Source organism: Vibrio fluminensis (genome assembly GCF_015278125.1).
GTDB classification, from domain to species: domain Bacteria; phylum Pseudomonadota; class Gammaproteobacteria; order Enterobacterales; family Vibrionaceae; genus Vibrio; species Vibrio fluminensis.
Map to the genome: position 1 here is coordinate 22420 of NZ_JADILO010000007.1, position 23856 is coordinate 46275.

The 23856-nt window shown below is 45.7% G+C and carries 17 protein-coding genes; 16 read left to right on the forward strand and 1 reads right to left on the reverse strand.

Annotated features, from left to right (window positions below):
* Positions 1-5: 5 nt before the first annotated feature.
* The 11 genes from murE (at position 6) to lpxC (ending at position 13571) form a co-directional block, all read left to right on the forward strand.
* Entirely contained in the window at positions 6-1487 is a 1482-nt protein-coding gene (gene murE, locus IRQ95_RS07125) for a UDP-N-acetylmuramoyl-L-alanyl-D-glutamate--2,6-diaminopimelate ligase (protein ID WP_194436291.1), read from the forward strand.
* Positions 1484-2842 carry a UDP-N-acetylmuramoyl-tripeptide--D-alanyl-D-alanine ligase gene (murF, locus tag IRQ95_RS07130; RefSeq protein WP_194436292.1) on the forward strand — a complete coding sequence of 453 codons (1359 nt, stop codon included), beginning with the start codon at positions 1484-1486 and terminating at the stop codon, positions 2840-2842. Before murE ends, murF begins: the two co-directional genes overlap by 4 nt.
* Entirely contained in the window at positions 2839-3921 is a 1083-nt protein-coding gene (gene mraY, locus IRQ95_RS07135; protein WP_194436293.1) for a phospho-N-acetylmuramoyl-pentapeptide-transferase, read from the forward strand. Before murF ends, mraY begins: the two co-directional genes overlap by 4 nt.
* Before the next feature lie 18 nt (positions 3922-3939).
* Positions 3940-5256, forward strand: a complete 1317-nt coding sequence (gene murD / locus IRQ95_RS07140) for a UDP-N-acetylmuramoyl-L-alanine--D-glutamate ligase (RefSeq protein ID WP_194436364.1) — start codon at positions 3940-3942, stop codon at positions 5254-5256.
* A 121-nt stretch (positions 5257-5377) separates the two neighbouring features.
* Positions 5378-6568 carry a cell division protein FtsW gene (ftsW, locus tag IRQ95_RS07145; RefSeq protein ID WP_194436294.1) on the forward strand — a complete coding sequence of 397 codons (1191 nt, stop codon included), beginning with the start codon at positions 5378-5380 and terminating at the stop codon, positions 6566-6568.
* Positions 6558-7619: an undecaprenyldiphospho-muramoylpentapeptide beta-N-acetylglucosaminyltransferase gene (gene murG, locus IRQ95_RS07150; protein WP_194436295.1), complete on the forward strand. Its 1062-nt coding sequence runs from the start codon at positions 6558-6560 to the stop codon at positions 7617-7619. Before ftsW ends, murG begins: the two co-directional genes overlap by 11 nt.
* 11 nt (positions 7620-7630) lie before the next feature.
* Positions 7631-9088: a UDP-N-acetylmuramate--L-alanine ligase gene (gene murC, locus IRQ95_RS07155; protein ID WP_194436296.1), complete on the forward strand. Its 1458-nt coding sequence runs from the start codon at positions 7631-7633 to the stop codon at positions 9086-9088.
* A gap of 174 nt (positions 9089-9262) precedes the next feature.
* Positions 9263-10045 carry a cell division protein FtsQ/DivIB gene (locus IRQ95_RS07160; RefSeq protein WP_194436297.1) on the forward strand — a complete coding sequence of 261 codons (783 nt, stop codon included), beginning with the start codon at positions 9263-9265 and terminating at the stop codon, positions 10043-10045.
* A complete protein-coding gene (ftsA, locus tag IRQ95_RS07165; RefSeq protein ID WP_194436298.1) occupies positions 10038-11300 on the forward strand; it encodes a cell division protein FtsA in 1263 nt (420 codons plus the stop codon). Before IRQ95_RS07160 ends, ftsA begins: the two co-directional genes overlap by 8 nt.
* A 30-nt stretch (positions 11301-11330) precedes the next feature.
* Positions 11331-12557 (forward strand): cell division protein FtsZ, encoded by a 1227-nt coding sequence (gene ftsZ, locus IRQ95_RS07170; protein WP_194436299.1) that lies wholly within the window; start codon positions 11331-11333, stop codon positions 12555-12557.
* A 96-nt stretch (positions 12558-12653) separates the two neighbouring features.
* A complete protein-coding gene (lpxC, locus tag IRQ95_RS07175; protein ID WP_194436300.1) occupies positions 12654-13571 on the forward strand; it encodes a UDP-3-O-acyl-N-acetylglucosamine deacetylase in 918 nt (305 codons plus the stop codon).
* Between the two features lie 43 nt (positions 13572-13614).
* Here lpxC and IRQ95_RS07180 read toward each other — a convergent pair whose 3' ends face one another.
* Positions 13615-14073: a DUF721 domain-containing protein gene (locus tag IRQ95_RS07180; protein ID WP_194436301.1), complete on the reverse strand. Its 459-nt coding sequence runs from the start codon at positions 14071-14073 to the stop codon at positions 13615-13617.
* 323 nt (positions 14074-14396) lie between these two features.
* Between IRQ95_RS07180 and secA the strand changes: the two genes are divergently transcribed.
* From secA to carB, 5 genes are all read left to right on the forward strand, one after another.
* On the forward strand, positions 14397-17129 hold the full coding sequence (secA, locus tag IRQ95_RS07185; protein WP_194436302.1) for a preprotein translocase subunit SecA: 2733 nt from the start codon (positions 14397-14399) through the stop codon (positions 17127-17129).
* A gap of 346 nt (positions 17130-17475) precedes the next feature.
* Positions 17476-17874 carry an 8-oxo-dGTP diphosphatase MutT gene (gene mutT, locus IRQ95_RS07190; RefSeq protein ID WP_194436303.1) on the forward strand — a complete coding sequence of 133 codons (399 nt, stop codon included), beginning with the start codon at positions 17476-17478 and terminating at the stop codon, positions 17872-17874.
* A 116-nt stretch (positions 17875-17990) separates the two neighbouring features.
* On the forward strand, positions 17991-18800 hold the full coding sequence (dapB, locus tag IRQ95_RS07195) for a 4-hydroxy-tetrahydrodipicolinate reductase (protein WP_194436304.1): 810 nt from the start codon (positions 17991-17993) through the stop codon (positions 18798-18800).
* Between the two features lie 526 nt (positions 18801-19326).
* Positions 19327-20466, forward strand: a complete 1140-nt coding sequence (gene carA / locus IRQ95_RS07200) for a glutamine-hydrolyzing carbamoyl-phosphate synthase small subunit (RefSeq protein WP_194436305.1) — start codon at positions 19327-19329, stop codon at positions 20464-20466.
* A gap of 16 nt (positions 20467-20482) precedes the next feature.
* On the forward strand, positions 20483-23713 hold the full coding sequence (gene carB, locus IRQ95_RS07205; RefSeq protein WP_194436306.1) for a carbamoyl-phosphate synthase large subunit: 3231 nt from the start codon (positions 20483-20485) through the stop codon (positions 23711-23713).
* The last annotated feature ends 143 nt before the right edge of the window (positions 23714-23856 follow it).

Here is a 23856-nt window from a genome sequence, read left to right on the forward strand (position 1 = left end):
TCTCGATGTCGTATAGCCTCACATTAAAAGAATTATTAGCGCCGTGGTTTAGCGTGCCGCAATCTCTGGCTGAAACAACGGTATGTCAGCTTGAGTTAGATAGCCGTCAAGTTAAGACGGGAGTGACTTTTGTCGCGATTAAAGGCCACGCCGTGGATGGTCGACAATTTATCGACTCAGCAGTTCGCCAAGGTGCCAATGTCGTTATTGCTCAAGCATGTAATGTAAAAGAGCATGGCTTGGTTGAGTATCAAGGCGAAATCGCCGTTGTATACATCAATCATCTGGCAGAAATCCTTTCGCAACTTGCGGGCAGACTATACGCCAATCATGACAATCAATTGATTGCCGTAACAGGCACTAATGGTAAAACGACCATCACTCAACTTATCGCTCAGTGGCTTGAGTTGGTAAATTGTCGAGCGGCGGTAATGGGCACGACAGGTAATGGCTTTCTTGATGATCTTCAGCCTGCAGCAAACACCACTGGCAACGCTGTTGATGTGCAGCGAACCATTGCGCAACTTGCCAAGCAAGGCGCTCAATATACCGCGCTAGAAGTTTCATCTCATGGCTTGGTTCAAGGTCGTGTCCAAGCTCTGCCTTTTTCTGCCGGTGTCTTTACTAACCTCAGTCGTGATCACTTGGATTATCACGGTACTATGGAAGAGTACGCTGAAGCGAAATTTAGCTTGTTCAGCCAACATCAATGCCAGCGTGCGATCATCAATGTGGATGATAAAGTTGGCGCGCAGTGGCATGAGCGCTTGGATGGTGCAATTGCGGTTTCACTCTATCCGCAAACGCGTGACCATGCAGTTTGGGCGACATCAGTCAATTATTCAGAGCAAGGTATTGAGATTGAATTTGATGGTATGTTTGGCGCAGGTCAATTTCATGTCGCATTGATTGGTGAATTTAACGCTTCCAACGTACTACTGGCATTTAGCACGCTATTAGCGCTTGGTATCGATAAGCATTTACTACTTGAAACGGCGCCACAATTGGTGCCGGTGTTGGGGCGTATGGAGCTATTTGTTAGCCAAGGTAAAGCCAAAGTTGTGGTCGATTATGCGCATACACCCGATGCGTTAGAAAAAGCATTATCTGCCTTGCGAGTTCATTGCCATGGTCGTCTATGGGCGATTTTTGGTTGCGGCGGTGATCGCGATAAAGGTAAACGTCCTATGATGGCAGAAATCGGCGAGCGTTTGGCCGATCATGTGATTATCTCTGACGATAACCCTCGTAGCGAAAATCCTGCGGAGATCGTGCAAGATATGCTGGCGGGAATGATTCATCCTGATCATGCCATCGTGCAACATGACCGCTTCAAAGCGTTATCACACGCAATTGAACATGCAAGTGAACAAGATATCATTTTACTCGCAGGTAAAGGCCATGAAGATTACCAAGTGCTTGCCAATGAAACAATTCACTATTCCGATCGTGAGTCAGCGCAGCAACTATTAGGACTTACATCATGATTCCACTCTCTTTAAGCCAGTTGGCTAGCGTACTTAATGCCGAGTTAATTGGTGCAGACTGTACCATTACCCAAGTTTCTACTGATACGCGTAATATTGAATCCGGTGCGTTATTTGTTGCTCTGGTTGGTGAGCGTTTTGATGCCCACGACTTTGCTGAGCAAGCCGTTGATGCGGGAGCATCGGCGCTATTGGTATCTCGTCCTTTAGATCTTGAAACTCCGCAACTGGTTGTGACTGACAGTAAAGTGGCGCTTGGTCTGTTGGGCGCTTATGTCCATCAACAATGTGCGACGCCAACGGTCGCGATCACCGGGAGTTGCGGTAAAACCACGGTGAAAGAGATGACGGCCAGCATTATGGCGCAACGTGGACAGGTATTATTTACTGCAGGCAACTTCAACAATGATATCGGCGTGCCGTTGACTTTACTGCGCTCGACGCCAAGTGATGATTATGCTGTGATTGAGTTGGGTGCTAACCATATCGGTGAAATTGCTTATACATCTGCTTTAGTGAAACCAGATGTTGCGTTGGTGAATAATGTTGCCGCGGCTCACTTGGAAGGCTTTGGTTCGATTGATGGTGTAAAACAGGCGAAAGGTGAGATCTACCAAGGCTTAAAAGCGGGTGGCGTTGCAATCGTCAACCTTGAAAGTCATGGTGGTGATTTCTGGCAAGCGGCGCTCGCGGATAAGCAAGTAAAAACATTCTCGACTCAGGATCCAAGTGCAGATTTTTTTGCTGATAATATGGGCTCAAACGCTGAAGGCGAAGCGCACTTTATCATGCATACACCTCTAGGCAGTGTTGATGTTCAGCTAGGTATTATTGGTCAGCATAATGTGGCAAACGCATTAGCTTCCGCTGCGCTCGCTATCGAGCTTGGTGCCGATTTGCCAATGATCGCTACTGGCTTAGCGCATTTAGAAAAAGTGAAAGGGCGAGTGGAAGTTGTCGCATTAAGGGATAACCTTAAATTGATTGATGACAGTTACAATGCCAGCGTTCCTGCTATGAAAGCGGCTGCGGATCTTTTAGCTGGATTTAACGGCACTCGCTGGCTTATTTTGGGGAATATGGCAGAGTTAGGCGATGAAAGTCTTGAACTTCACCGTCAAGTCGGGGAACATGCAGCCCCATTTAATTTCGAGCAAGTGCTGACTTACGGTGCTGATGCAAAAGCGATCAGTGAGGTTTGTCAGGGTAAGCATTTCGACTCACATGACCGCATGATTGAATTTATTGTACAGCAGTTGCCAAATCATACGGGCCCTCATACTTTACTAGTTAAAGGCGCAAATAGTGCTGGAATGAGTAAGGTTGCAACTGCGTTGAAGGAGATCTATTCATGATTATTTGGCTTGCAGAGCTGCTACAGCCATATTTTTCATTCTTCCGCTTATTTGAATACCTATCGTTTCGTGCGATTGTCAGTGTACTGACTGCGCTAGGTCTTTCATTGTGGATGGGACCGCATATGATTCGTCGTTTGCAGATGCTGCAAATTGGTCAGGTAGTGCGTAACGAAGGTCCTGAATCTCACTTCAGCAAACGTGGTACGCCAACCATGGGTGGTGTGATGATCCTTGCGGCTATTATTACCACAGTTTTGCTTTGGGCTGATCTGAGTAACCCATACGTTTGGGCGGTGATTTTTGTATTAGGTGGTTATGGTGCGGTTGGCTTTGTGGATGATTACCGCAAAGTAGTACGTAAGAACACCGATGGTCTTATTGCTCGTTGGAAGTATTTCTGGCAATCAGTGATTGCTTTGGTGGTTGCGTTCGCTCTATATGCTCACGGCCATGATACCAGTGCAACTCAACTTGTGGTTCCTTTCTTTAAGGATGTCATGCCACAACTTGGTTTGTTATACATTGTACTTACTTATTTTGTGATTGTTGGTACCAGTAATGCGGTTAACTTAACCGATGGTCTTGATGGTTTGGCGATTATGCCAACCGTATTAGTCGCAGCGGGTTTTGCTGCGATCGCATGGGCCACGGGTAACGTTCAGTTTGCTAACTATCTGCATATTCCCCATGTCCCTTACGCTTCAGAGCTTGTGGTTGTGTGTACTGCGATCGTTGGTGCTGGCCTTGGCTTTCTGTGGTTTAACACATACCCAGCACAAGTGTTTATGGGCGATGTAGGCTCACTCGCTCTAGGTGGTGCACTTGGCACAATTGCCGTATTGGTTCGCCAAGAGTTTGTACTTGTGATTATGGGTGGTGTATTTGTAATGGAAACACTATCAGTAATCTTGCAAGTTGGCTCTTATAAGCTACGTGGTCAGCGTATCTTCCGTATGGCGCCAATTCACCATCACTATGAATTGAAAGGTTGGCCAGAGCCTCGCGTAATCGTACGTTTTTGGATCATCTCAATTGTTCTTGTTCTTATTGGTCTTGCGACACTGAAAGTACGTTAAGGAATAAACACCATGACCATGCAGCGCTGGCAAGGTATTGAAAAAGTTGTGGTAGTAGGGCTCGGTATCACCGGGCTCTCTGTTGTTAAGCATCTGATGCGCTTACCTGTGGAGTTGCAGGTCAAGGTCATCGATACGCGAGATAATCCGCCAGGGCAAGAAGCCTTGCCTTCGGGGGTTGAGCTGCATGCTGGCGGTTGGCGTTTAGATTGGCTTCTAGAAGCGGATCTCGTCGTAACCAACCCAGGTATTGCACTGGCAACACCGGAAATTCAACAAGTGTTGGCCGCCAATATTCCAGTCGTCGGTGATATTGAACTGTTTGCTTGGCATGTGACTAAGCCAGTTATCGCAATTACCGGCTCAAATGGCAAAAGCACTGTGACGGATTTAACCGGCGTGGTGGCTAAAGCGGCAGGTTTGCAAGTTGGCGTGGGTGGTAACATTGGCGTGCCGGCACTGGATTTATTCGAAAAAGAGGCTGATCTCTATGTGCTTGAGTTATCCAGTTTTCAGCTTGAAACCACGTCAAGCCTAGAGTTAGTTGCCGCCGCGTTTTTGAATTTGTCTGAAGATCATATGGATCGCTACCAAGGCATGGATGATTACCGTCAGGCTAAGTTGCGTATTTTTGATCATGCCCAAGCTTGTATTGTTAATGCAGACGATGTTGCTACCTATCCTGATGTCAGCAAAAACTTAGTTAAGTTTTCTGTCGAAGCCGATGCAGACGCGCGTGTAACAAACACCGATGGGTGCGAGTATCTGACTCTCGATGGTCAACAAATTCTTGCCGTTGAGTCATTGAGCTTAGTTGGACGCCACAATGTCGCGAACGCTTTGGTGGTGATTGCGCTGCTATGCAAAGCTGGTGTGGATGTTAAAGCGGGCTTAGAGGCAATGAAATCTTACCGTGGTCTGACACATCGCTGCCAAGTTGTTGCGGATAATCAAGGTATTAAGTGGGTCAATGACTCTAAAGCGACTAATGTGGCGAGTACCTTGGCTGCTTTATCGGGCTTAAACTTGGCTGGAAAACTCTATCTGTTGGTAGGGGGAGACGGCAAAGGCGCCGATTTTAGTGAGCTAGCCCCAGCTTTAGCACGCCTTAATGTGCAATTGTGCTGTTTCGGTGCGGATGGTGATAAGTTTATGCCATTGCACCCTTCGGCAAAGCGCTTTGATACCATGCAAGAGATAATTGAATGGAGTAAGCCGCAATTGCAGTCAGGAGATATGATATTGCTCTCTCCGGCCTGTGCAAGCTTTGATCAATTTAATAACTTCATGGCGCGCGGTGATGTTTTTGCTAGTTTAGCGAAACAGTACGCTTAATTGATATGAGAAAAGTGCGGCTTGATTGAGCGATGGACATTATCTTCATCACACAACGTTGCCGCGCTCATTACAGCTTATGGATAAGAGCTTGGCTAGAAAAAAGAGATAACTAATAACCATGCCGTTGCGAGAACACGTCGCCAGTTTTAAACAGTGGTTTATTCAACCAGCACCGCAAGCACTTTTTGACCGCCAATTAGTGTGGATTTCGCTTGGGCTGATGTTAACTGGTTTGGTGATGGTAACCTCCGCTTCATTTCCAATCAGCTACCGTTTGACTGATCAGCCTTTTCATTTCATGTTTCGCCATGCCTTGTTTATTGTCCTTGCTCTCTTTGCTGCAGCAATCATCTTGCAAGTACAAATGAAGCATTGGTTTAAACATGGCTATATTTTGTTGATCATTTCGATATTCTTGCTTTTTGTGGTACTCGTGGCAGGTAAATCGGTAAATGGTGCCTCTCGTTGGATTCCTCTTGGCTTGTTTAACCTCCAACCGGCAGAAGTTGCAAAGCTATCGCTGTTTATATTTATGGCTGGTTATCTCGTCCGTAAGCAGGAAGAGGTGCGTGCTACTTTTAAAGGCGGCTTTATTAAGCCAATCATTGTATTTGCCACTTTAGCGGGTTTGTTGCTCCTACAGCCTGACCTAGGTACCGTTATTGTTATGCTGGTTACCTTGTTTGGTATGTTGTTTATTGCTGGCGCGAAACTGACTCAGTTCCTTGCTCTGGTGGTAGTCGGAATCTTTATTGTGATTGGACTTATCATCGCCGAGCCGTATCGTATTAAGCGTGTGACCTCTTTTCTAGATCCTTGGGAGAACCCATTTGGTGACGGCTATCAGCTCACTCAATCTTTGATGGCATTTGGTCGCGGAGAATGGTTTGGTCAAGGGCTCGGTAATTCAATTCAGAAGCTCGCTTATTTACCAGAAGCGCACACTGACTTTGTATTTGCGGTACTTGCAGAAGAGCTTGGCTTTGTTGGCGTAGTGCTGGTCTTGATGTTGATTTTTAGTCTGGTACTTAAAGCGATATTTATTGGCCGTCGAGCGTTTGAAACAGAAGAGTTCTTTGGTGGTTATTTAGCATTTGGTATTGGTATTTGGTTTGCATTTCAAACCTTGGTAAACGTAGGTGCGGCAGCAGGCATCGTGCCGACGAAAGGTTTAACACTGCCATTGATCAGTTATGGTGGTTCGAGCTTGATTGTTATGTCGGTAGCAGTATCGATTTTGCTACGTATTGATCATGAGTGCCGTCTTAAAGCACAACAACTAGAAAAGAACATAGAAGATGAGCAATAAAAAACGCTTAATGGTGATGGCTGGTGGTACGGGGGGACATGTATTCCCGGGGCTAGCGGTTGCCAAAAAACTCCAACAGCAAGGTTGGGAAATTCGTTGGCTAGGTACAGCGGATCGAATGGAAGCTGAATTGGTACCTAAGCATGGTATCGAAATTGATTTTATTAAAGTGAAAGGCCTACGTGGACAAGGTATTACCCGTTTGTTTGGTGCGCCTTTCCAAATTATTAATGCAATTTTCCAAGCGCGCGCGCACATGAAAGCGTGGCGTCCGGATGCAGTGCTGGGCATGGGTGGCTATGTGAGTGGTCCTGGTGGTGTGGCGGCATGGTTATTGGGTATTCCGGTGGTGTTGCATGAGCAGAATGCGGTGGCAGGTTTAACCAATCAGTGGTTAGCTAAAATTGCGAAAAAAGTATTCCAAGCTTTTCCTGGTGCGTTTCCGACAGCGCAAGTTGTAGGTAACCCTGTGCGAGAAGACGTGGTCGCGTTACCTGCTCCACAAGAGCGAATGCAAAGCCGCCAAGGTCCAATTCGCATCCTAGTTATGGGCGGCAGCCAAGGTGCGCGTATTCTTAACCAAACCATGCCTGAGGTAATGGCAAAGCTCGGTGACGGTTATCAAGTTCGTCACCAAGCAGGTAAAAATAGTCAACAAGAAGTGGCAGAGGCCTATCAGGCAAATCAAGTGACTCAAGCTGAGAGCATGGAGTTTATTGATGATGTGGCTGCTGCGTATGAGTGGGCAGATCTACTCGTGTGTCGTTCTGGCGCATTGACCGTTTCAGAAGTATCAGCCGCAGGTGTTGGTGCTATCTTTATCCCATTTATGCACAAAGACAGACAGCAAGCGTTAAACGCCGATCACTTGGTTGAGTGTGGCGCTGCAAAAATGATTGAGCAACCCGAGCTAACCGTTGAGAAGCTGACTGATGAGATCCTGTCGTTGGATCGCAGTAAGTTACAACAGATGGCTATTCAAGCAAGGGGTGCGGCTAAGTTAGAAGCGGATCGCGTCGTCGCGGATGCAATTATCGCACTAACCAAATAACGAGATACAGAATGACCGTAAAACACACACAAGATTTGGCTCAAATTCGAGCTATGGTGCCAGAAATGCGCCGCGTTAAGTCGATTCACTTTATTGGCATTGGTGGTGCTGGTATGAGCGGGATCGCCGAGGTACTTCTTAACGAAGGCTACCAAATTACCGGTTCTGATATTGCTGAAAATGCGGTAACTGAGCGCTTAACCGAAAAAGGTGCCACGGTATTTATTGGGCACCAAGCAGAAAATGTCGCTCAAGCGAGTGTCGTGGTTGTCTCTACGGCAATTAACGAAGAGAACCCTGAAATTAAAGCGGCGCGAGAAGCCCGCATTCCAGTGGTACGCCGCGCAGAAATGTTGGCAGAGCTGATGCGTTTTCGTCACGGGATTGCGGTTGCAGGTACGCACGGTAAGACAACGACGACGGCACTGGTTACACAAATCTATTCAGAAGCAGGGCTTGATCCAACATTTGTTAATGGTGGCTTAGTTAAGAGCGCGGGTACTAATGCTCGTTTAGGTTCGAGTCGTATCTTGATTGCAGAAGCGGATGAGAGTGATGCTTCGTTTCTTCACTTGCAGCCAATGGTAAGCATCGTCACCAATATCGAAGCAGACCATATGGATACCTATGGCGGTGACTTTGAAACGCTCAAGCAGACTTTTATCGATTTTCTGCATAACCTGCCTTTCTACGGTCAAGCGATCCTATGTATTGATGATCCAGTAGTACGCGAGTTGATTCCTCGAGTGAGCCGCCAAGTGATCACCTATGGCTTTTCGGAAGACGCGGATGTACGTATTGAGAACTACCGTCAAGAAGGTCAACAAGGTAAATTTACTGTAGTTCGTCAAGGACGAGCTAATCTGGACATTACTTTAAATATTCCAGGCCGTCACAATGCACTGAATGCTTCTGCGGCGATTGCGGTAGCAACCGAAGATGATATCTCTGACGAGGCAATTTTGAGTGCAATGCTAGGCACCCAAGGTACTGGCCGCCGTTTTGATCACTTAGGTGAGTTTGAAACAGGCAATGGTAGCGCAATGTTAGTGGATGACTACGGACATCACCCAACCGAGGTTGGCGTGACAATTCAAGCTGCGAGAAGTGGTTGGACAGATAAGCGTCTAGTGATGATCTTTCAGCCGCACCGCTATAGCCGTACACGCGACCTTTACGATGACTTCGCTAACGTACTTGAGCAAGTTGACGTGCTGATTATGCTGGATGTCTATGCGGCAGGTGAGAAGCCAATTGCGGGTGCAGATGGTCGCTCTTTGTGTCGAACAATTCGCAGTCGTGGCAAAATTGACCCAATTTTTGTCCCTGAAAGCGCCACACTGCCATCAATACTGGCTAATGTGTTGCAAGATGGTGACCTTGTTCTGACTCAAGGGGCTGGAGATGTTGGTAAAATTGCCAAGCAACTCGCCACATTAGAGTTGAACATAGCTAAAATGCAGGCTTGATAACGAGATTTTGGAAGATTTAGCGCATTTATTGTGTTAAACCGGAGATTTCTTACTTTCAAGGTTTGATACTTTTTACGACCCCAGTATAATCCGAGGGTTATAGTGAATGCTTTAGCCTATATGAAGGGATAGGAAGTAAGAATTGCGAGCATATAACAAGGACAACGGACTTTGATTAGCACACCTTTTTCGCAAGACCGTCGTCTTAAAGGCTTTTCCAGCTTGAAACCTCATCTACTCGGTGGCAGTTTCTTGGCTCTGGTGATTGTCTTAATTGGCTCTCTGCTCTTCTCGACTGTTTCTTGGATGTGGGATGATCAACGATTGCCATTATCTAAACTCGTCCTTCAGGGGGATTTAGATTATGTCACCGCACTGGATGTACAACGGGCTTTTTCTACGTTAGAACACGTCGGAACATTTATGTCGCAAGATATAGATGTATTGCAGGATGTAATCGAACAGATTCCATGGGTTTCCCATGTCTCGATCCGCAAACAATGGCCCGATACGATAAAAGTGTTTTTAACTGAGCATCACGCCAGTGCCATTTGGAATGGCGATGCTCTGTTAGATAGCAATGGTCAGATATTCAATGGTGATTTGGGTAAGTTGAAAGGCGATAGAGTTAAGCTTTATGGCCCGGTCGGCTCTAACCTAGAAGTACTAAGTACTTGGCAGAGAGTTAGTCAATTATTTGAACCATTGGGGTTAACGATTACTTCGTTGGTACTGAATGAGCGACGCGCTTGGCAGATTATCCTTGATAACGGTATACGTTTAGAGTTAGGTAAAGAGTCACTTGATGAGCGTATTAATCGCTTTATCTCGTTGTATAACAGTCTAGGTAGTGACGCTCAAAGAGTCAGCTATATAGACCTTAGATATGATACGGGAGCCGCCGTAGGCTGGTTCCCAGAACAAGATTCGGAACAAGAGAGTACAGATGACTAAGACCGCTGATGACAACATTATTGTTGGTCTAGATATAGGCACTGCAACCGTATCAGCGCTGGTGGGCGAAGTTCTACCTGACGGTCAAATCAACATTATTGGCGCGGGTACCAGTCCATCGCGAGGCATGGACAAAGGTGGCGTAAACGATCTTGAGTCCGTAGTTAAATCGGTACAGCGAGCTGTAAATCAAGCGGAACTGATGGCGGAATGTCAGATTCGTAATGTATTTATTTCCATTTCTGGTCGCCATATTGCGAGCCGTATTGAAAAAGGAATGGGAACTATTTCCGATGAAGAAGTCTCTCAAGAAGATATGGATCGCGCGATCCATACAGCAAAATCAATCAAAATTGGTGATGAGCAGCGCATTCTTCACGTAATTCCGCAAGAATTTACCATTGATTACCAAGAGGGAATTAAAAATCCGCTAGGTTTATCAGGGGTGCGCATGGAAGTCAGTGTGCATTTGATCTCTTGTCACAATGATATGGCAAGAAACATTATTAAAGCAGTTGAACGTTGTGGTTTAACTGTTGAACATTTAGTTTATTCAGGCCTTGCGGCGAGTAATGCTGTCATTACTGAAGATGAGCGCGAACTGGGTGTCTGCGTGGTTGATATTGGTGCAGGCACCATGGACGTCTCTATTTGGACGGGCGGTGCTTTAAGACATACTGAAGTATTTTCTTATGCAGGTAATGCGGTAACAAGTGATATCGCGTTCGCATTTGGTACGCCAGTGAGTGATGCTGAAGAGATTAAAGTAAAATATGGCTGTGCTCTTAGTGAGCTGGTCAGCAAAGATGATACGGTTAACGTCCCAAGTGTCGGTGGACGTCCTTCACGTAGTTTGCAACGACAAACTTTGTCTGAAGTGATTGAACCACGATATACTGAACTTATGGGATTGGTTAACCAAACTATCGATACTATTCAAGATAAATTGCGAGAAGATGGTATTAAGCACCATTTAGCCGCGGGTGTTGTTCTTACCGGCGGTGCTGCACGAATTGAAGGTTTGGTAGAATGTGCGGAACGTGTTTTCCGCAATCAAGTTCGAGTTGGCAAGCCTTTAGAGGTGAGCGGACTAACAGATTACGTGAAAGAGCCGTATCATTCTACGGCAGTTGGTTTACTCCATTACGCAAGAGACAGTCAAATTAACGACGAGACTGAATATAACGAACCAAAGCGTCAGCCAGTAAGTTCGTTATTTGATCGCTTACGTAATTGGATACAAAAAGAGTTTTAACCTGAGCAGCAGGAAAAACGGAGATAACACATGTTTGAACCGATGATGGAAATGTCTGACGATGCGGTAATCAAAGTCGTTGGGGTTGGTGGCGGTGGCGGTAATGCCGTTGAACACATGGTACGTGAGTCCATTGAAGGTGTTGAATTCATCAGCATCAACACTGATGCTCAAGCACTACGTAAGACTAGCGTGAATAGCGTCATCCAAATTGGTGGCGACATGACAAAAGGTCTTGGTGCAGGTGCAAACCCACAAGTGGGACGTGACGCTGCTCTCGAAGATCGCGATAGAATTAAAGAATCTATCTGTGGTGCCGATATGGTATTTATCGCAGCAGGTATGGGTGGTGGTACAGGTACAGGTGCCGCACCAGTTATCGCTGAAGTTGCCAAAGAGCTAGGCATTCTAACGGTTGCTGTCGTAACCAAACCATTCAGCTTCGAAGGTAAGAAGCGTATGGCATTTGCTGAGCAAGGTATCGAAGAGTTGTCTAAACATGTGGACTCTCTAATTACGATCCCTAATGAGAAGCTACTAAAAGTATTGGGTCGCGGTATCACATTACTTGAAGCTTTTGCTAGCGCAAACGACGTACTAAAGAATGCCGTTCAAGGTATTGCAGAATTGATTACTCGTCCTGGCATGATTAACGTCGACTTTGCTGACGTTCGCACGGTAATGTCTGAGATGGGTCATGCAATGATGGGTAGCGGTGTCGCGAAAGGCGAAGACCGTGCTGAAGAAGCGGCAGAGATGGCAATTTCTAGCCCACTTCTTGAAGACATCGATCTTGCAGGCGCTCGTGGTGTTCTAGTTAACATCACAGCGGGTCTAGATATGCGTCTTGATGAGTTTGAAACTGTTGGTAATACAGTTAAAGCATTCGCGTCAGACAATGCAACAGTGGTTATTGGTACTTCACTTGACCCTGACATGGCCGATGAAATCCGTGTTACAGTGGTTGCAACAGGTATTGGTAACGAGAAGAAGCCTGACATTACATTAGTAGCAGGCGGTAAAGCGAAAGTTGCTCCAGTGGCTCAACCTCAGTCACCAGTGGCAACACAGCAACCAGCAGCGGTAAAAGTAGAAGAGAAACCGGCACAAACATTGCAAGAGAAACCACCAGTGGCAACTCAACCGGCAACTCAATCTACATCAGCAAGCAATGGCGCGGCGCAAAGCACTGCTCCAAAAGTAGAGAAAGATGGCTATCTAGATATCCCAGCTTTCCTACGTCGCCAAGCTGATTAACACTGTCAAAATTTGACATGGTTCGAAAACGTGATACGATACGCGACCGATAATTACATCGGTTGCGATTTGTAGCACCAATACTGAGGCAAGTAGATGATCAGACAACGTACTCTGAAAGAAATAGTGAAAACGACAGGTGTAGGCTTACACTCTGGGCGTAAAGTAACTTTGACTCTTCGCCCAGCTGCTGCAAACACCGGTGTGATCTACCGTCGTACTGATGTAAATCCACCAGTAGATTTTCCTGCGGATCCTGAATCTGTTCGCGATACGATGCTGTGTACAGCACTTGTGAATGACCAAGGTATTCGTATTTCAACGGTAGAACACTTAAACGCGGCATTAGCTGGCATGGGTATCGACAATGTCATCATTGAAGTCGATGCGCCAGAAATTCCAATTATGGATGGCAGTGCTAGCCCATTCGTATTCCTGCTACAACAAGCGGGTATCGAAGAGCAAAATGCAGCAAAGCGTTTTATCCGCATTAAGAAACCAGTTCGCTTCGAAGATGGTGATAAGTGGGCAGAATTCGTTCCTTTCAATGGTTTCCGTATGGACTTTGAAATCGAATTTAACCACCCAGCGATTGAGTCTGATGAGCAGCGTTTAGTTTTTGACTTCTCTTCAAAAGGTTTCGTGAAAGAAATTTCTCGCGCACGTACTTTTGGTTTTATGCGTGATATTGAGTATCTTCAGTCGCAAAATCTTGTTCTAGGTGGCAGCTTTGACAACGCAATCGTGTTGGATGACTACCGCATTCTGAATGAAGAAGGCCTACGTTTTGAAAATGAGTTTGTGACTCATAAAGTATTGGATGCCATTGGTGACTTATACATGTGTGGTCATGCCATTATTGGTGAGTTCCGCGCATTTAAATCAGGTCACGGCCTAAATAACCAACTGCTTCGTTCAGTATTAGCTGATCAAGAAGCTTGGGAATGGGTAACATTCGAACAAGAAGAAGTTTCTCCAGTTGCATTTGCAGAACCAAACATGGTTTTAGCGTAAGCTTCTCCAAATTAGAAAAAACCAGGCTTTAAGCCTGGTTTTTTTATGCCTTTTTGTTGGCAAGTTGCGCTAAGCTTTCCAATCGCGCCTTAATTTTTGGTGGCGCATTTTGTGCGACAGTTTTTAAGTATTCTGCAGCGGTATCTGAAATCGGGTCGCGACTTTTCGTTTGCTTGGATTTGGTACTGGTTTTTACTCGGTAAAGATCAGGGTTAATTTGCACTTCAACTGCAATTAGGCGAGCAAAGCCTTGTAAACGTAATTGATTGAGAATATTGAGGCGATCGTAATTGATCTTCATCATGATCGCTGCGCTTGCCACTTCGATAACTAAATGATTATCGCGCAGATTTGCCACACGGCAATGATCAACCGTATTCTTTGGTAGGATCGTTCTCAGTAGCTGGTTGATCTTCATGATCTCTTCTGCATGTTTTTGCAAGTTAGCAAAACGGGAGTCAGAGATGATTTCGTTGCCTAAAGTCGGGCGATGGTCGCGCATCACTAAGCCTTAATATTTAAATTCATTTTTCATTTTAGCTAACCACAACATCATCGAATAGTCTTTTTAACGGATAAAGATGCGTCATTCGTCGGCAAAAAATCACAAGTGCTTCAAACAATTCAATAAGAGATTGGTTGTTGAGGGCAAAAGCCCTTACACTAAGCGCCTATAAATAAACACTCAAGCCTTGAAAATCTAAGTTCTCACCACAATATCTGTGATTAATGATTTAACGCAGTATTCTTAGTTTAAAACTGAAAGAGACTGAAGGCATTAAGTAGAGATCGTGCCCGATCGACTGATAGAGAGATTCACACAAGATGATAACTAAGCTACTGACAAAGGTAATTGGCAGTCGCAACGACAGAACATTGCGCCGCCTAAGAAAGATTGTAAAAGAAATCAATAATTACGAGCCAACGTTTGAAGCTCTATCTGATGAAGAACTAAAAGCAAAAACCGTCGAGTTCCGCCAACGTATCGAACAAGGTGAAGATCTAGATAAGCTGATTCCTGAAGCATTTGCGACCGTACGTGAAGCATCAAAGCGTGTTTACGGTATGCGTCATTTCGATGTACAGCTTATCGGTGGTATGGTGCTTAACGCAGGCCAAATCGCTGAGATGCGCACAGGTGAAGGTAAAACTTTAACTGCTACACTTCCTGCATACCTAAACGCATTGCCTGGTAAAGGTGTTCACATCGTAACAGTGAACGACTACCTAGCGAAACGTGATGCTGAAACGAACCGCCCATTATTTGAGTTCCTCGGTATGACTGTTGGCGTTAACGTGCCAAATATGCCGCCGCAAGAGAAGAAAGAAGCTTACCAAGCTGACATCTTATACGGAACAAACAACGAATTTGGTTTTGACTACCTACGTGACAACATGGCATTCCGCCCAGAGGACCGTGTTCAGCGTGCTCGTTTCTTTGCCGTAGTCGATGAAGTGGATTCGATTCTTATCGATGAAGCTCGTACACCGCTTATCATTTCTGGTCCAGCTGAGGATAGCTCTGAGCTTTACACTCGCATCAACATTCTTATTCCACAGTTGCAAAAGCAGGATCAAGAAGATTCAGAAGAGTACCGTGGCGATGGTCACTACACGGTTGATGAAAAGTCAAAGCAAGTCTACCTAACCGAGACTGGTCAAGAGTTTGTAGAAGAGCTAATGATCAAAAACGGTTTGATGGAAGAAGGCGATACCCTTTACTCGCCAGCGAACATTAGCCTGCTACACCACGTAAATGCAGCACTTCGTGCGCACGTATTGTTTGAAATTAACGTTGATTACATCGTTAACGAACAAGGCGAAGTCGTGATCGTTGACGAACATACTGGTCGTACAATGCCAGGTCGTCGTTGGTCTGAAGGTCTGCACCAAGCGGTTGAAGCGAAAGAAGGCGTTAAGATCCAGAATGAAAACCAAACTCTGGCATCGATTACTTTCCAGAACTACTTCCGTCTATACGACAAACTGTCAGGCATGACAGGTACCGCGGATACAGAAGCATTCGAATTCCAGTCAATTTATGGCTTGGAAACGGTGGTTATCCCTACCAACAAGCCAATGATCCGTAACGACATGCCAGATGTGGTATACCGTACTGAGCCAGAAAAATTTGCGGCAATCATTGAGGATATCAAAGAGCGTGTTGCAAAAGGTCAGCCATCATTAGTAGGTACAGTGTCGATTGAAAAATCGGAGCTGCTTTCTAATGCACTGAAGCAGGCCAACATCAAGCACAACGTGTTGAACGCGAAATTCCACGAACGTGAAGCGGAAATCGTTGCCGAAGCTGGTACGCCAGGCGCAGTAACAATCGCAACTAACATGGCAGGTCGTGGTACCGATATCGTGTTAGGTGGCAGCTGGCAAGCTAAAGTTGAACAGCTAGATAACCCTACGCAAGATCAGATTGACCAGATCAAAGCGGAATGGCGAATTGTTCATGACCAAGTTCTTGAGGCGGGTGGTCTACACATCATCGGTACTGAACGTCATGAATCTCGTCGTATCGATAACCAGCTACGTGGTCGTTCTGGCCGTCAAGGCGATGCGGGTTCTTCACGTTTCTACCTATCGATGGAAGATGCGCTCCTTCGTATCTTTACTTCTGACCGCATGGCAAGTTTAATCCAAAGCGGTATGGAAGAGGGTGAAGCGATCGAATCGAAAATGCTTTCTCGTTCAATTGAAAAAGCGCAGCGTAAAGTTGAAGGTCGCAACTTTGACATTCGTAAACAGCTTCTAGAATACGATGACGTAGCAAACGATCAACGTAAAGTGGTATACGAACTACGTGATGAGCTAATGAGCGTAGATGACATTAGCGAAATGATCGAGCAAAACCGCGATGACGTACTGAACGCAATTATCGACGAATACATTCCACCGCAATCACTAGAAGAGATGTGGGATGTGCAAGGTTTGCAAGACCGTCTGAAGAATGATTTCGATCTCGACGCACCAGTTAAAGAATGGCTAGCAGCCGACGACAAACTGTACGAAGAAGCGTTGCGTGAGAAGATCATTACTCAAGCGGTTGAAGTTTACAAAGGCAAGCAAGAAGTTGTTGGCGAACAAGTGCTACGTAACTTCGAAAAATCAGTGATGCTACAAACGCTAGATACGCTTTGGAAAGAGCACCTAGCAGCAATGGACCATCTTCGCCAAGGTATTCACCTACGTGGCTACGCGCAGAAGAACCCTAAGCAAGAGTACAAGCGTGAATCGTTTGAACTGTTTGAAGGTCTACTAGAGTCACTAAAAACTGACGTTATCACAGTACTGTCTCGCGTACGTGTTCAACAGCAAGAAGAAGTTGAGCGTATGGAAGAGCAGCGTCGTGCTCAAGCTGAAGCGGCAGCACGTCAAGCTCAAGCACAGCACGCAACGGCTGAGAACCAACTTGCAGATGGTGAAGAGAACATCGAAGAAGGTGCGCAACAGCCAATGGTACGTGATGAGCGTAAAGTGGGTCGTAATGAGCCGTGTCCATGTGGTAGTGGCAAAAAATACAAGCAGTGCCACGGCAAGATTGCATAACTTAGTCTGAATCGTCGTTGTGTAGCGTGATTACTGTGTCGATGATGCTCATTTACCGTTGTAAACTGCGCGTCATCTCCTGGTACTCAAACTACACAACTTAGCTTCTAACTAAGTTAAATGTGTTGCAGTAAAGGCTGAATATTGCGCGTCGCTGCCTTGTTCTAAGCCATTACAGCTTAACCTTAAACAATCTTAGTATTTGGTTAGCTTCAACAAACTCATATGTTGTATAGAGAGTCGCTTAGGCGGCTCTTTTTTTAAGTAAAATTTGGGTTTGGTCTTTCTCGTGGATAAGTGAGTAGTACGCGGGATAGGGAGCAAACCACTTGAGGGAAAGGAAAGTATGAAGCGTATTCACATCGTGGCGGCAGTGATATTTAATCAGGATAAGTCGCAGATTTTTATTACTAAGCGTCCTGATGATAAGCACAAAGGAGGCTTTTGGGAGTTTCCGGGTGGTAAAGTTGAGCAAAACGAAACGATCGAGCAAGCGATGGTGCGTGAGCTTGATGAAGAAATTGGCATTCAAGTGACCGAGCAATCTTTGTTCGAGCATCTTGAATATGATTACCCTGATAAGTCGCTTAAGTTTGATTTTATCCTAGTGACGGATTTTACCGGGAAACCCTTCGGTCGTGAGGGGCAGCAGGGCGAATGGGTGACGATTAACCAGTTAGAAAATTACGCTTTTCCCGAAGCAAATGTGCCTATTTTACAGCGAGTGATCAGAGAGTTTTCATGATCAATGTCGCAAAACACTAGCCAGCACAATCGTTTATTGGTAGTTTAGATACGAAGATCTTTTATACGGGGTGAGGATCATCTCATCTTGGCACTTAAGCATGGAGAAATCTCGCAATGGTTAGAATTGCAGTTGCAGGAGCAGCCGGTCGTATGGGCCGTAATTTGGTTAAGGCAACCCAGCTAAACCCTGAGTCTCAGTTAGGCGCAGGTTCTGAACGCCCTGAGTCATCACTTGTCGGTGTCGATATTGGTGAATTATGTGGTGAAGGCAAGCTGGAGATTGTTTTAACTGATAACCTCGCGAAAGCAGTTGATAACTTCGATGTCATTATTGATTTTACCGCTCCAACTAGCACGCTTGCTAACCTTGAACTGTGTAAAGCGCACGGCAAGAGTATTGTTATCGGAACCACCGGTTTTACAGAGCAAGAGCGTGCATTGATTGACGATATCGCTAAAGAAGTCCCTGTCGTGATGGCACCAAACTATTCAGTGGGTGTAAACCTAGTGTTTAAGTTATTGGAAAAGGCCGCCAAAGTCATGGGTGACTACTGTGATGTTGAAATTGTCGAAGCACACCACCGTCATAAAGTTGATGCGCCATCAGGTACCGCTATTGGTATGGGTGAGGCCATTGCCGGAGCTATGGGCAACAAATTAAGCGATGTTGCCGTTTATGCGCGTGAAGGTATTACCGGTGAGCGCACCAAAGACGAGATTGGTTTTGCCACGATTCGCGCCGGCGACATTGTTGGTGAGCACACCGCAATGTTTGCTGATATAGGTGAACGTGTGGAAATTACCCACAAAGCGACCGATCGTATGACATTTGCCAATGGTGCGGTTAAAGCTGCTGTTTGGTTAAATAACAGACAAGCTGGATTTTATACCATGACTGATGTGCTAGGTTTAAACGAACTTTAGTCATCTAAGTGCACATTGAATGATTGAGTTAACTCAATAAGCAATTTTAGATAATTATGCGTCAGCTAAGGCTGGCGCTTTCTTTATCCGCTATATAAACCCTGATTTAAATAACGGCCATAAACGCCAGAAAAACCGCGAGATAACGTGTTATTACTTGCTGTTAGCGTGGTTTGTTTCATGAAGTGTCATTAATTCGCACTTATCTTGCTTGCTTAACGTTTGCTAAACTCCAATTAATTTCTTAGTCATTTTTCGTTGATGTTTTTTCATGCTTTTGAAAAATGTAGCCTCATTAACACCTTTAAAAGCAATTAAAGTTACTATTTTAGCCAGTTTGGCTTTTTTTCTTATGAATCTTTCAAAAAATGCATTTTATTTTATTATGAATGTTGACACTACTCTCCAGCATCTTTAGAATTACGCCAATTTGTCTGTAACACCAAAAAACGCGTTTTTATTGCGAAATGGAAGGCAAAGTTGCAAATTAATTTATTTTTTATGCATTTTTATTCTGGAGGTTGTCTTGAGTAAATTAGCACTGTTAGTCCTGGAAGATGGGACAGTGTTCCGCGGAGTGTCCATTGGTTCGGATGGTATTTCCGTTGGTGAAGTCGTTTTTAATACCTCGATGACGGGGTACCAAGAAATCCTCACTGATCCTTCCTATTCCCAGCAAATTGTTACACTTACTTATCCTCACATTGGCAATACCGGAACCACTTCCGAAGACGAAGAATCCTCTTCAATTCACGCTCAAGGCCTTGTGATTCGCGATCTCCCTCTTATCGCTTCTAATTTCCGTAACGAACAATCTCTTTCTGATTACCTCAAATCGCAAAACATTGTCGGCATCGCAGACATTGATACTCGTAAGCTCACTCGTATTCTTCGTGAAAAAGGCGCCCAAAATGGCTGTATCGTCGCAGGTAACAACCTAGACGAAGCATTGGCGCTAGCAAAAGCGAAAGAATTCCCTGGCTTAAAAGGTATGGACCTTGCGAAAGAAGTTACAACAAAAGAAGCGTATCAATGGAAACAAGGTTCGTGGACGCTCGAGGGTGGTCTTCCAGAAGCGCAAGATGACAGCGAACTGCCATACCACGTTGTTGCTTACGACTTCGGTGCCAAGCGAAATATCCTGCGAATGTTGGTTGACCGCGGTTGCCGCCTAACAGTGGTTCCAGCTGAAACATCAGCAGAGGAAGTGTTAGCGCTGAATCCAGATGGCGTATTCTTATCAAATGGTCCTGGTGACCCAGCACCATGTACCTACGCGATTGAAGCAACCAAAGTATTCCTAGAGAAAGACCTACCAATTTTTGGTATCTGTCTTGGTCACCAAATTCTGGCGCTAGCGTCAGGTGCACAAACGGTGAAAATGAAGTTTGGTCACCACGGTGCCAACCACCCAGTAAAAGACCTAGACCGCAACGTAGTGATGATTACTTCGCAAAACCACGGTTTTGCCGCTGACGAAGCAACACTACCAGAAAATCTACGTGCTACTCACGTATCACTATTTGATGGCTCGCTACAAGGTATCCACCGTACAGACAAGCCAGCATTTAGCTTCCAAGGTCACCCAGAAGCGAGCCCTGGTCCACATGACGCAGCACCGCTATTCGACCACTTTATCGAACTAATTAAAAAACACAGCGCTTAATTCGGAGTAGTAGATAATGCCAAAACGTACTGACATTCAAAGTATTCTTATTCTTGGTGCTGGTCCGATTGTTATCGGTCAGGCATGTGAGTTTGACTACTCTGGCGCACAAGCATGTAAAGCACTGCGTGAAGAAGGTTACCGAGTAATCCTAGTGAACTCGAACCCAGCAACTATCATGACTGACCCTGATATGGCCGATGCAACTTACATCGAGCCTATTCAATGGGAAGTGGTACGTAAGATCATCGAGAAAGAGCGTCCAGATGCAGTACTACCAACCATGGGTGGTCAAACGGCTCTAAACTGTGCACTTGAACTTGAGCGTCAAGGCGTACTTGCAGAGTTCGGCGTAGAGATGATCGGTGCAACTGCAGATGCTATCGATAAAGCAGAAGACCGTTCTCGCTTTGATAAAGCGATGAAGTCGATTGGTCTTGAGTGTCCGCGTGCTGATACAGCGAAAACCATGGAAGAAGCATACAAAGTGCTCGATATGGTTGGCTTCCCATGTATTATCCGTCCTTCATTTACTATGGGTGGTACGGGTGGCGGTATCGCTTACAACAAAGAAGAATTTGAAGAAATCTGTCGCCGTGGTTTGGACTTGTCACCAACCAATGAGCTGCTGATTGATGAATCTTTGATTGGTTGGAAAGAGTACGAGATGGAAGTGGTTCGCGACAAAGCGGACAACTGTATCATCGTATGTTCAATTGAGAACTTCGACCCAATGGGTATCCACACAGGTGACTCAATCACCGTGGCACCAGCGCAGACTCTAACTGATAAAGAGTACCAGCTAATGCGTAACGCATCGCTAGCGGTACTACGTGAAATCGGTGTAGAAACGGGTGGTTCAAACGTACAGTTTGGTATTAACCCGAAAGATGGTCGTATGGTGATCATCGAGATGAACCCTCGTGTATCTCGTTCATCTGCATTGGCATCAAAAGCAACAGGTTTCCCAATCGCGAAGATCGCGGCGAAATTGGCAGTGGGCTTCACGCTAGATGAGCTACAAAACGATATCACTGGTGGGGCGACGCCAGCGTCATTCGAACCAACTATCGACTACGTTGTGACTAAGATCCCTCGCTTTAACTTCGAGAAATTTGCGGGCGCAAACGACCGTCTAACAACACAGATGAAGTCGGTTGGTGAGGTCATGGCGATTGGTCGTAACCAACAAGAGTCACTACAAAAAGCACTGCGTGGTTTGGAAGTAGGGGCTAATGGTTTCGACGAAATGGTTGACCTAGATTCTCCAGATGCACTAACCAAAATCCGTCATGAGTTGAAAGAAGCAGGCGCAGAGCGTATTTGGTACATCGCCGATGCATTCCGTGCTGGCATGTCAGTGGACGGCGTATTTAACCTGACTAACATTGATCGCTGGTTCCTAGTGCAGATTGAAGAGCTAGTGAAACTGGAAGAGCAAGTGAAAGCGGGCGGTTTTGCTGGTCTAACGGAAGCGGTTCTACGTCAGATGAAACGTAAAGGCTTTGCTGATGCACGTCTATCGAAACTGCTTGGTGTGTCTGAAAGCGAAATTCGTCGCTTGCGTGACCAATTCAATATCCACCCAGTGTACAAGCGCGTGGATACTTGTGCGGCTGAGTTCTCATCGGATACGGCTTACATGTACTCATCTTACGATGAAGAGTGTGAAGCCAACCCAACAGACAAAGACAAGATCATGGTATTGGGCGGTGGTCCAAACCGTATCGGTCAAGGTATCGAGTTTGACTACTGCTGTGTACACGCGTCACTAGCACTGCGTGAAGACGGTTACGAAACCATTATGGTTAACTGTAACCCAGAAACAGTATCAACCGACTACGACACGTCAGACCGTCTATACTTCGAGCCAGTAACGCTAGAAGATGTACTTTCAATCGTACGTGTTGAGAAGCCAAAAGGCGTGATCGTTCAGTACGGTGGTCAAACACCACTGAAACTGGCTCGTGCACTAGAAGCAGCTGGTGTGCCAATTATCGGTACCAGCCCTGATGCAATTGACCGTGCAGAAGACCGTGAGCGTTTCCAAGCAGCAGTCGAGCGTCTAGGTCTACTACAACCAGAAAACGCAACAGTAACGACGATGGAACAAGCCGTTGAGAAATCAAAAGAAATTGGTTTCCCACTGGTAGTACGTCCTTCATACGTACTGGGTGGTCGTGCGATGGAAATCGTCTATGACGAAGCGGACCTACGTCGCTACTTCAACGAAGCGGTAAGCGTATCGAACGAATCGCCAGTTCTACTTGACCGTTTCCTAGATGACGCAACAGAAGTGGATATCGACGCTATCTGTGACGGCGAGCGTGTTGTGATTGGCGGTATCATGGAGCACATTGAGCAGGCAGGTGTTCACTCAGGTGACTCAGCATGTTCGCTACCAGCCTACACGCTAAGCCAAGAAATCCAAGACAAGATGCGTGAGCAAGTTGAGAAGCTAGCATTTGAATTGGGTGTACGTGGTCTAATGAACACTCAGTTTGCAGTGAAAGACAACGAAGTTTACCTAATCGAAGTTAACCCTCGCGCTGCACGTACGGTTCCATTCGTATCAAAAGCAACTGGCGCACCACTTGCGAAAATCGCTGCACGTGTTATGGCGGGTCAGTCTTTAGAGTCTCAAGGCTTTACTAAAGAGATTATTCCACCTTACTACTCAGTGAAAGAAGTGGTACTGCCGTTCAACAAGTTCCCTGGCGTTGACCCACTATTGGGTCCTGAAATGCGCTCTACAGGTGAAGTCATGGGTGTTGGTGCAACGTTTGCTGAAGCTTACGCGAAAGCAGAACTAGGTTGTGGCAGCGTTTACCCTGAAGGTGGTCGTGCACTGCTGTCAGTTCGTGAAGAAGACAAGCAACGCGTCGTTGACCTAGCATCTAAGCTAGTCAAATTGGGCTACCAACTTGATGCGACTCACGGTACAGCGGTTATTCTTGGCGAAGCGGGCATTAACCCTCGCCTAGTGAATAAGGTACATGAAGGTCGTCCTCACATTCTTGACCGCATCAAGAACAATGAGTACACCTACATTGTTAACACAGCAGCAGGTCGCCAAGCGATTGAAGACTCTAAAGTACTACGTCGCGGTGCACTAGCAGAGAAGGTGAACTACACCACGACGCTAAACGCAGCGTTTGCAACTTGTATGGCACACACTGCGGATGCGAAGAGCTCAGTAACATCAGTACAAGAGCTACACGCCAAAGTGAAAGCTAGCCTAGCTTAACGAGTAAAAAAGATAATCAACAGCCCACTCAATTGAGTGGGCTTTTTTGTCTTAATATTAGTGCTTTTCAATTGTTGAAAATTAGGAATAGGTCGTAATCGGATCTTTCGCTAACTCAATAGAGCAAGAGGTGGTAACGTTAG

Bases quoted from the DNA above. Each gene is read 5' to 3' on its own strand.
- murE (WP_194436291.1), top strand. From the start codon at position 6: ATGTCGTATAGCCTCACATTAAAAGAATTATTAGCGCCGTGGTTTAGC.
- murF (WP_194436292.1), top strand. From the start codon at position 1,484: ATGATTCCACTCTCTTTAAGCCAGTTGGCTAGCGTACTTAATGCCGAG.
- mraY (WP_194436293.1), top strand. From the start codon at position 2,839: ATGATTATTTGGCTTGCAGAGCTGCTACAGCCATATTTTTCATTCTTC.
- murD (WP_194436364.1), top strand. From the start codon at position 3,940: ATGCAGCGCTGGCAAGGTATTGAAAAAGTTGTGGTAGTAGGGCTCGGT.
- ftsW (WP_194436294.1), top strand. From the start codon at position 5,378: ATGCCGTTGCGAGAACACGTCGCCAGTTTTAAACAGTGGTTTATTCAA.
- murG (WP_194436295.1), top strand. From the start codon at position 6,558: ATGAGCAATAAAAAACGCTTAATGGTGATGGCTGGTGGTACGGGGGGA.
- murC (WP_194436296.1), top strand. From the start codon at position 7,631: ATGACCGTAAAACACACACAAGATTTGGCTCAAATTCGAGCTATGGTG.
- ftsA (WP_194436298.1), top strand. From the start codon at position 10,038: ATGACTAAGACCGCTGATGACAACATTATTGTTGGTCTAGATATAGGC.
- ftsZ (WP_194436299.1), top strand. From the start codon at position 11,331: ATGTTTGAACCGATGATGGAAATGTCTGACGATGCGGTAATCAAAGTC.
- lpxC (WP_194436300.1), top strand. From the start codon at position 12,654: ATGATCAGACAACGTACTCTGAAAGAAATAGTGAAAACGACAGGTGTA.
- IRQ95_RS07180 (WP_194436301.1), bottom strand. From the start codon at position 14,073: ATGCGCGACCATCGCCCGACTTTAGGCAACGAAATCATCTCTGACTCC.
- secA (WP_194436302.1), top strand. From the start codon at position 14,397: ATGATAACTAAGCTACTGACAAAGGTAATTGGCAGTCGCAACGACAGA.
- mutT (WP_194436303.1), top strand. From the start codon at position 17,476: ATGAAGCGTATTCACATCGTGGCGGCAGTGATATTTAATCAGGATAAG.
- dapB (WP_194436304.1), top strand. From the start codon at position 17,991: ATGGTTAGAATTGCAGTTGCAGGAGCAGCCGGTCGTATGGGCCGTAAT.
- carB (WP_194436306.1), top strand. From the start codon at position 20,483: ATGCCAAAACGTACTGACATTCAAAGTATTCTTATTCTTGGTGCTGGT.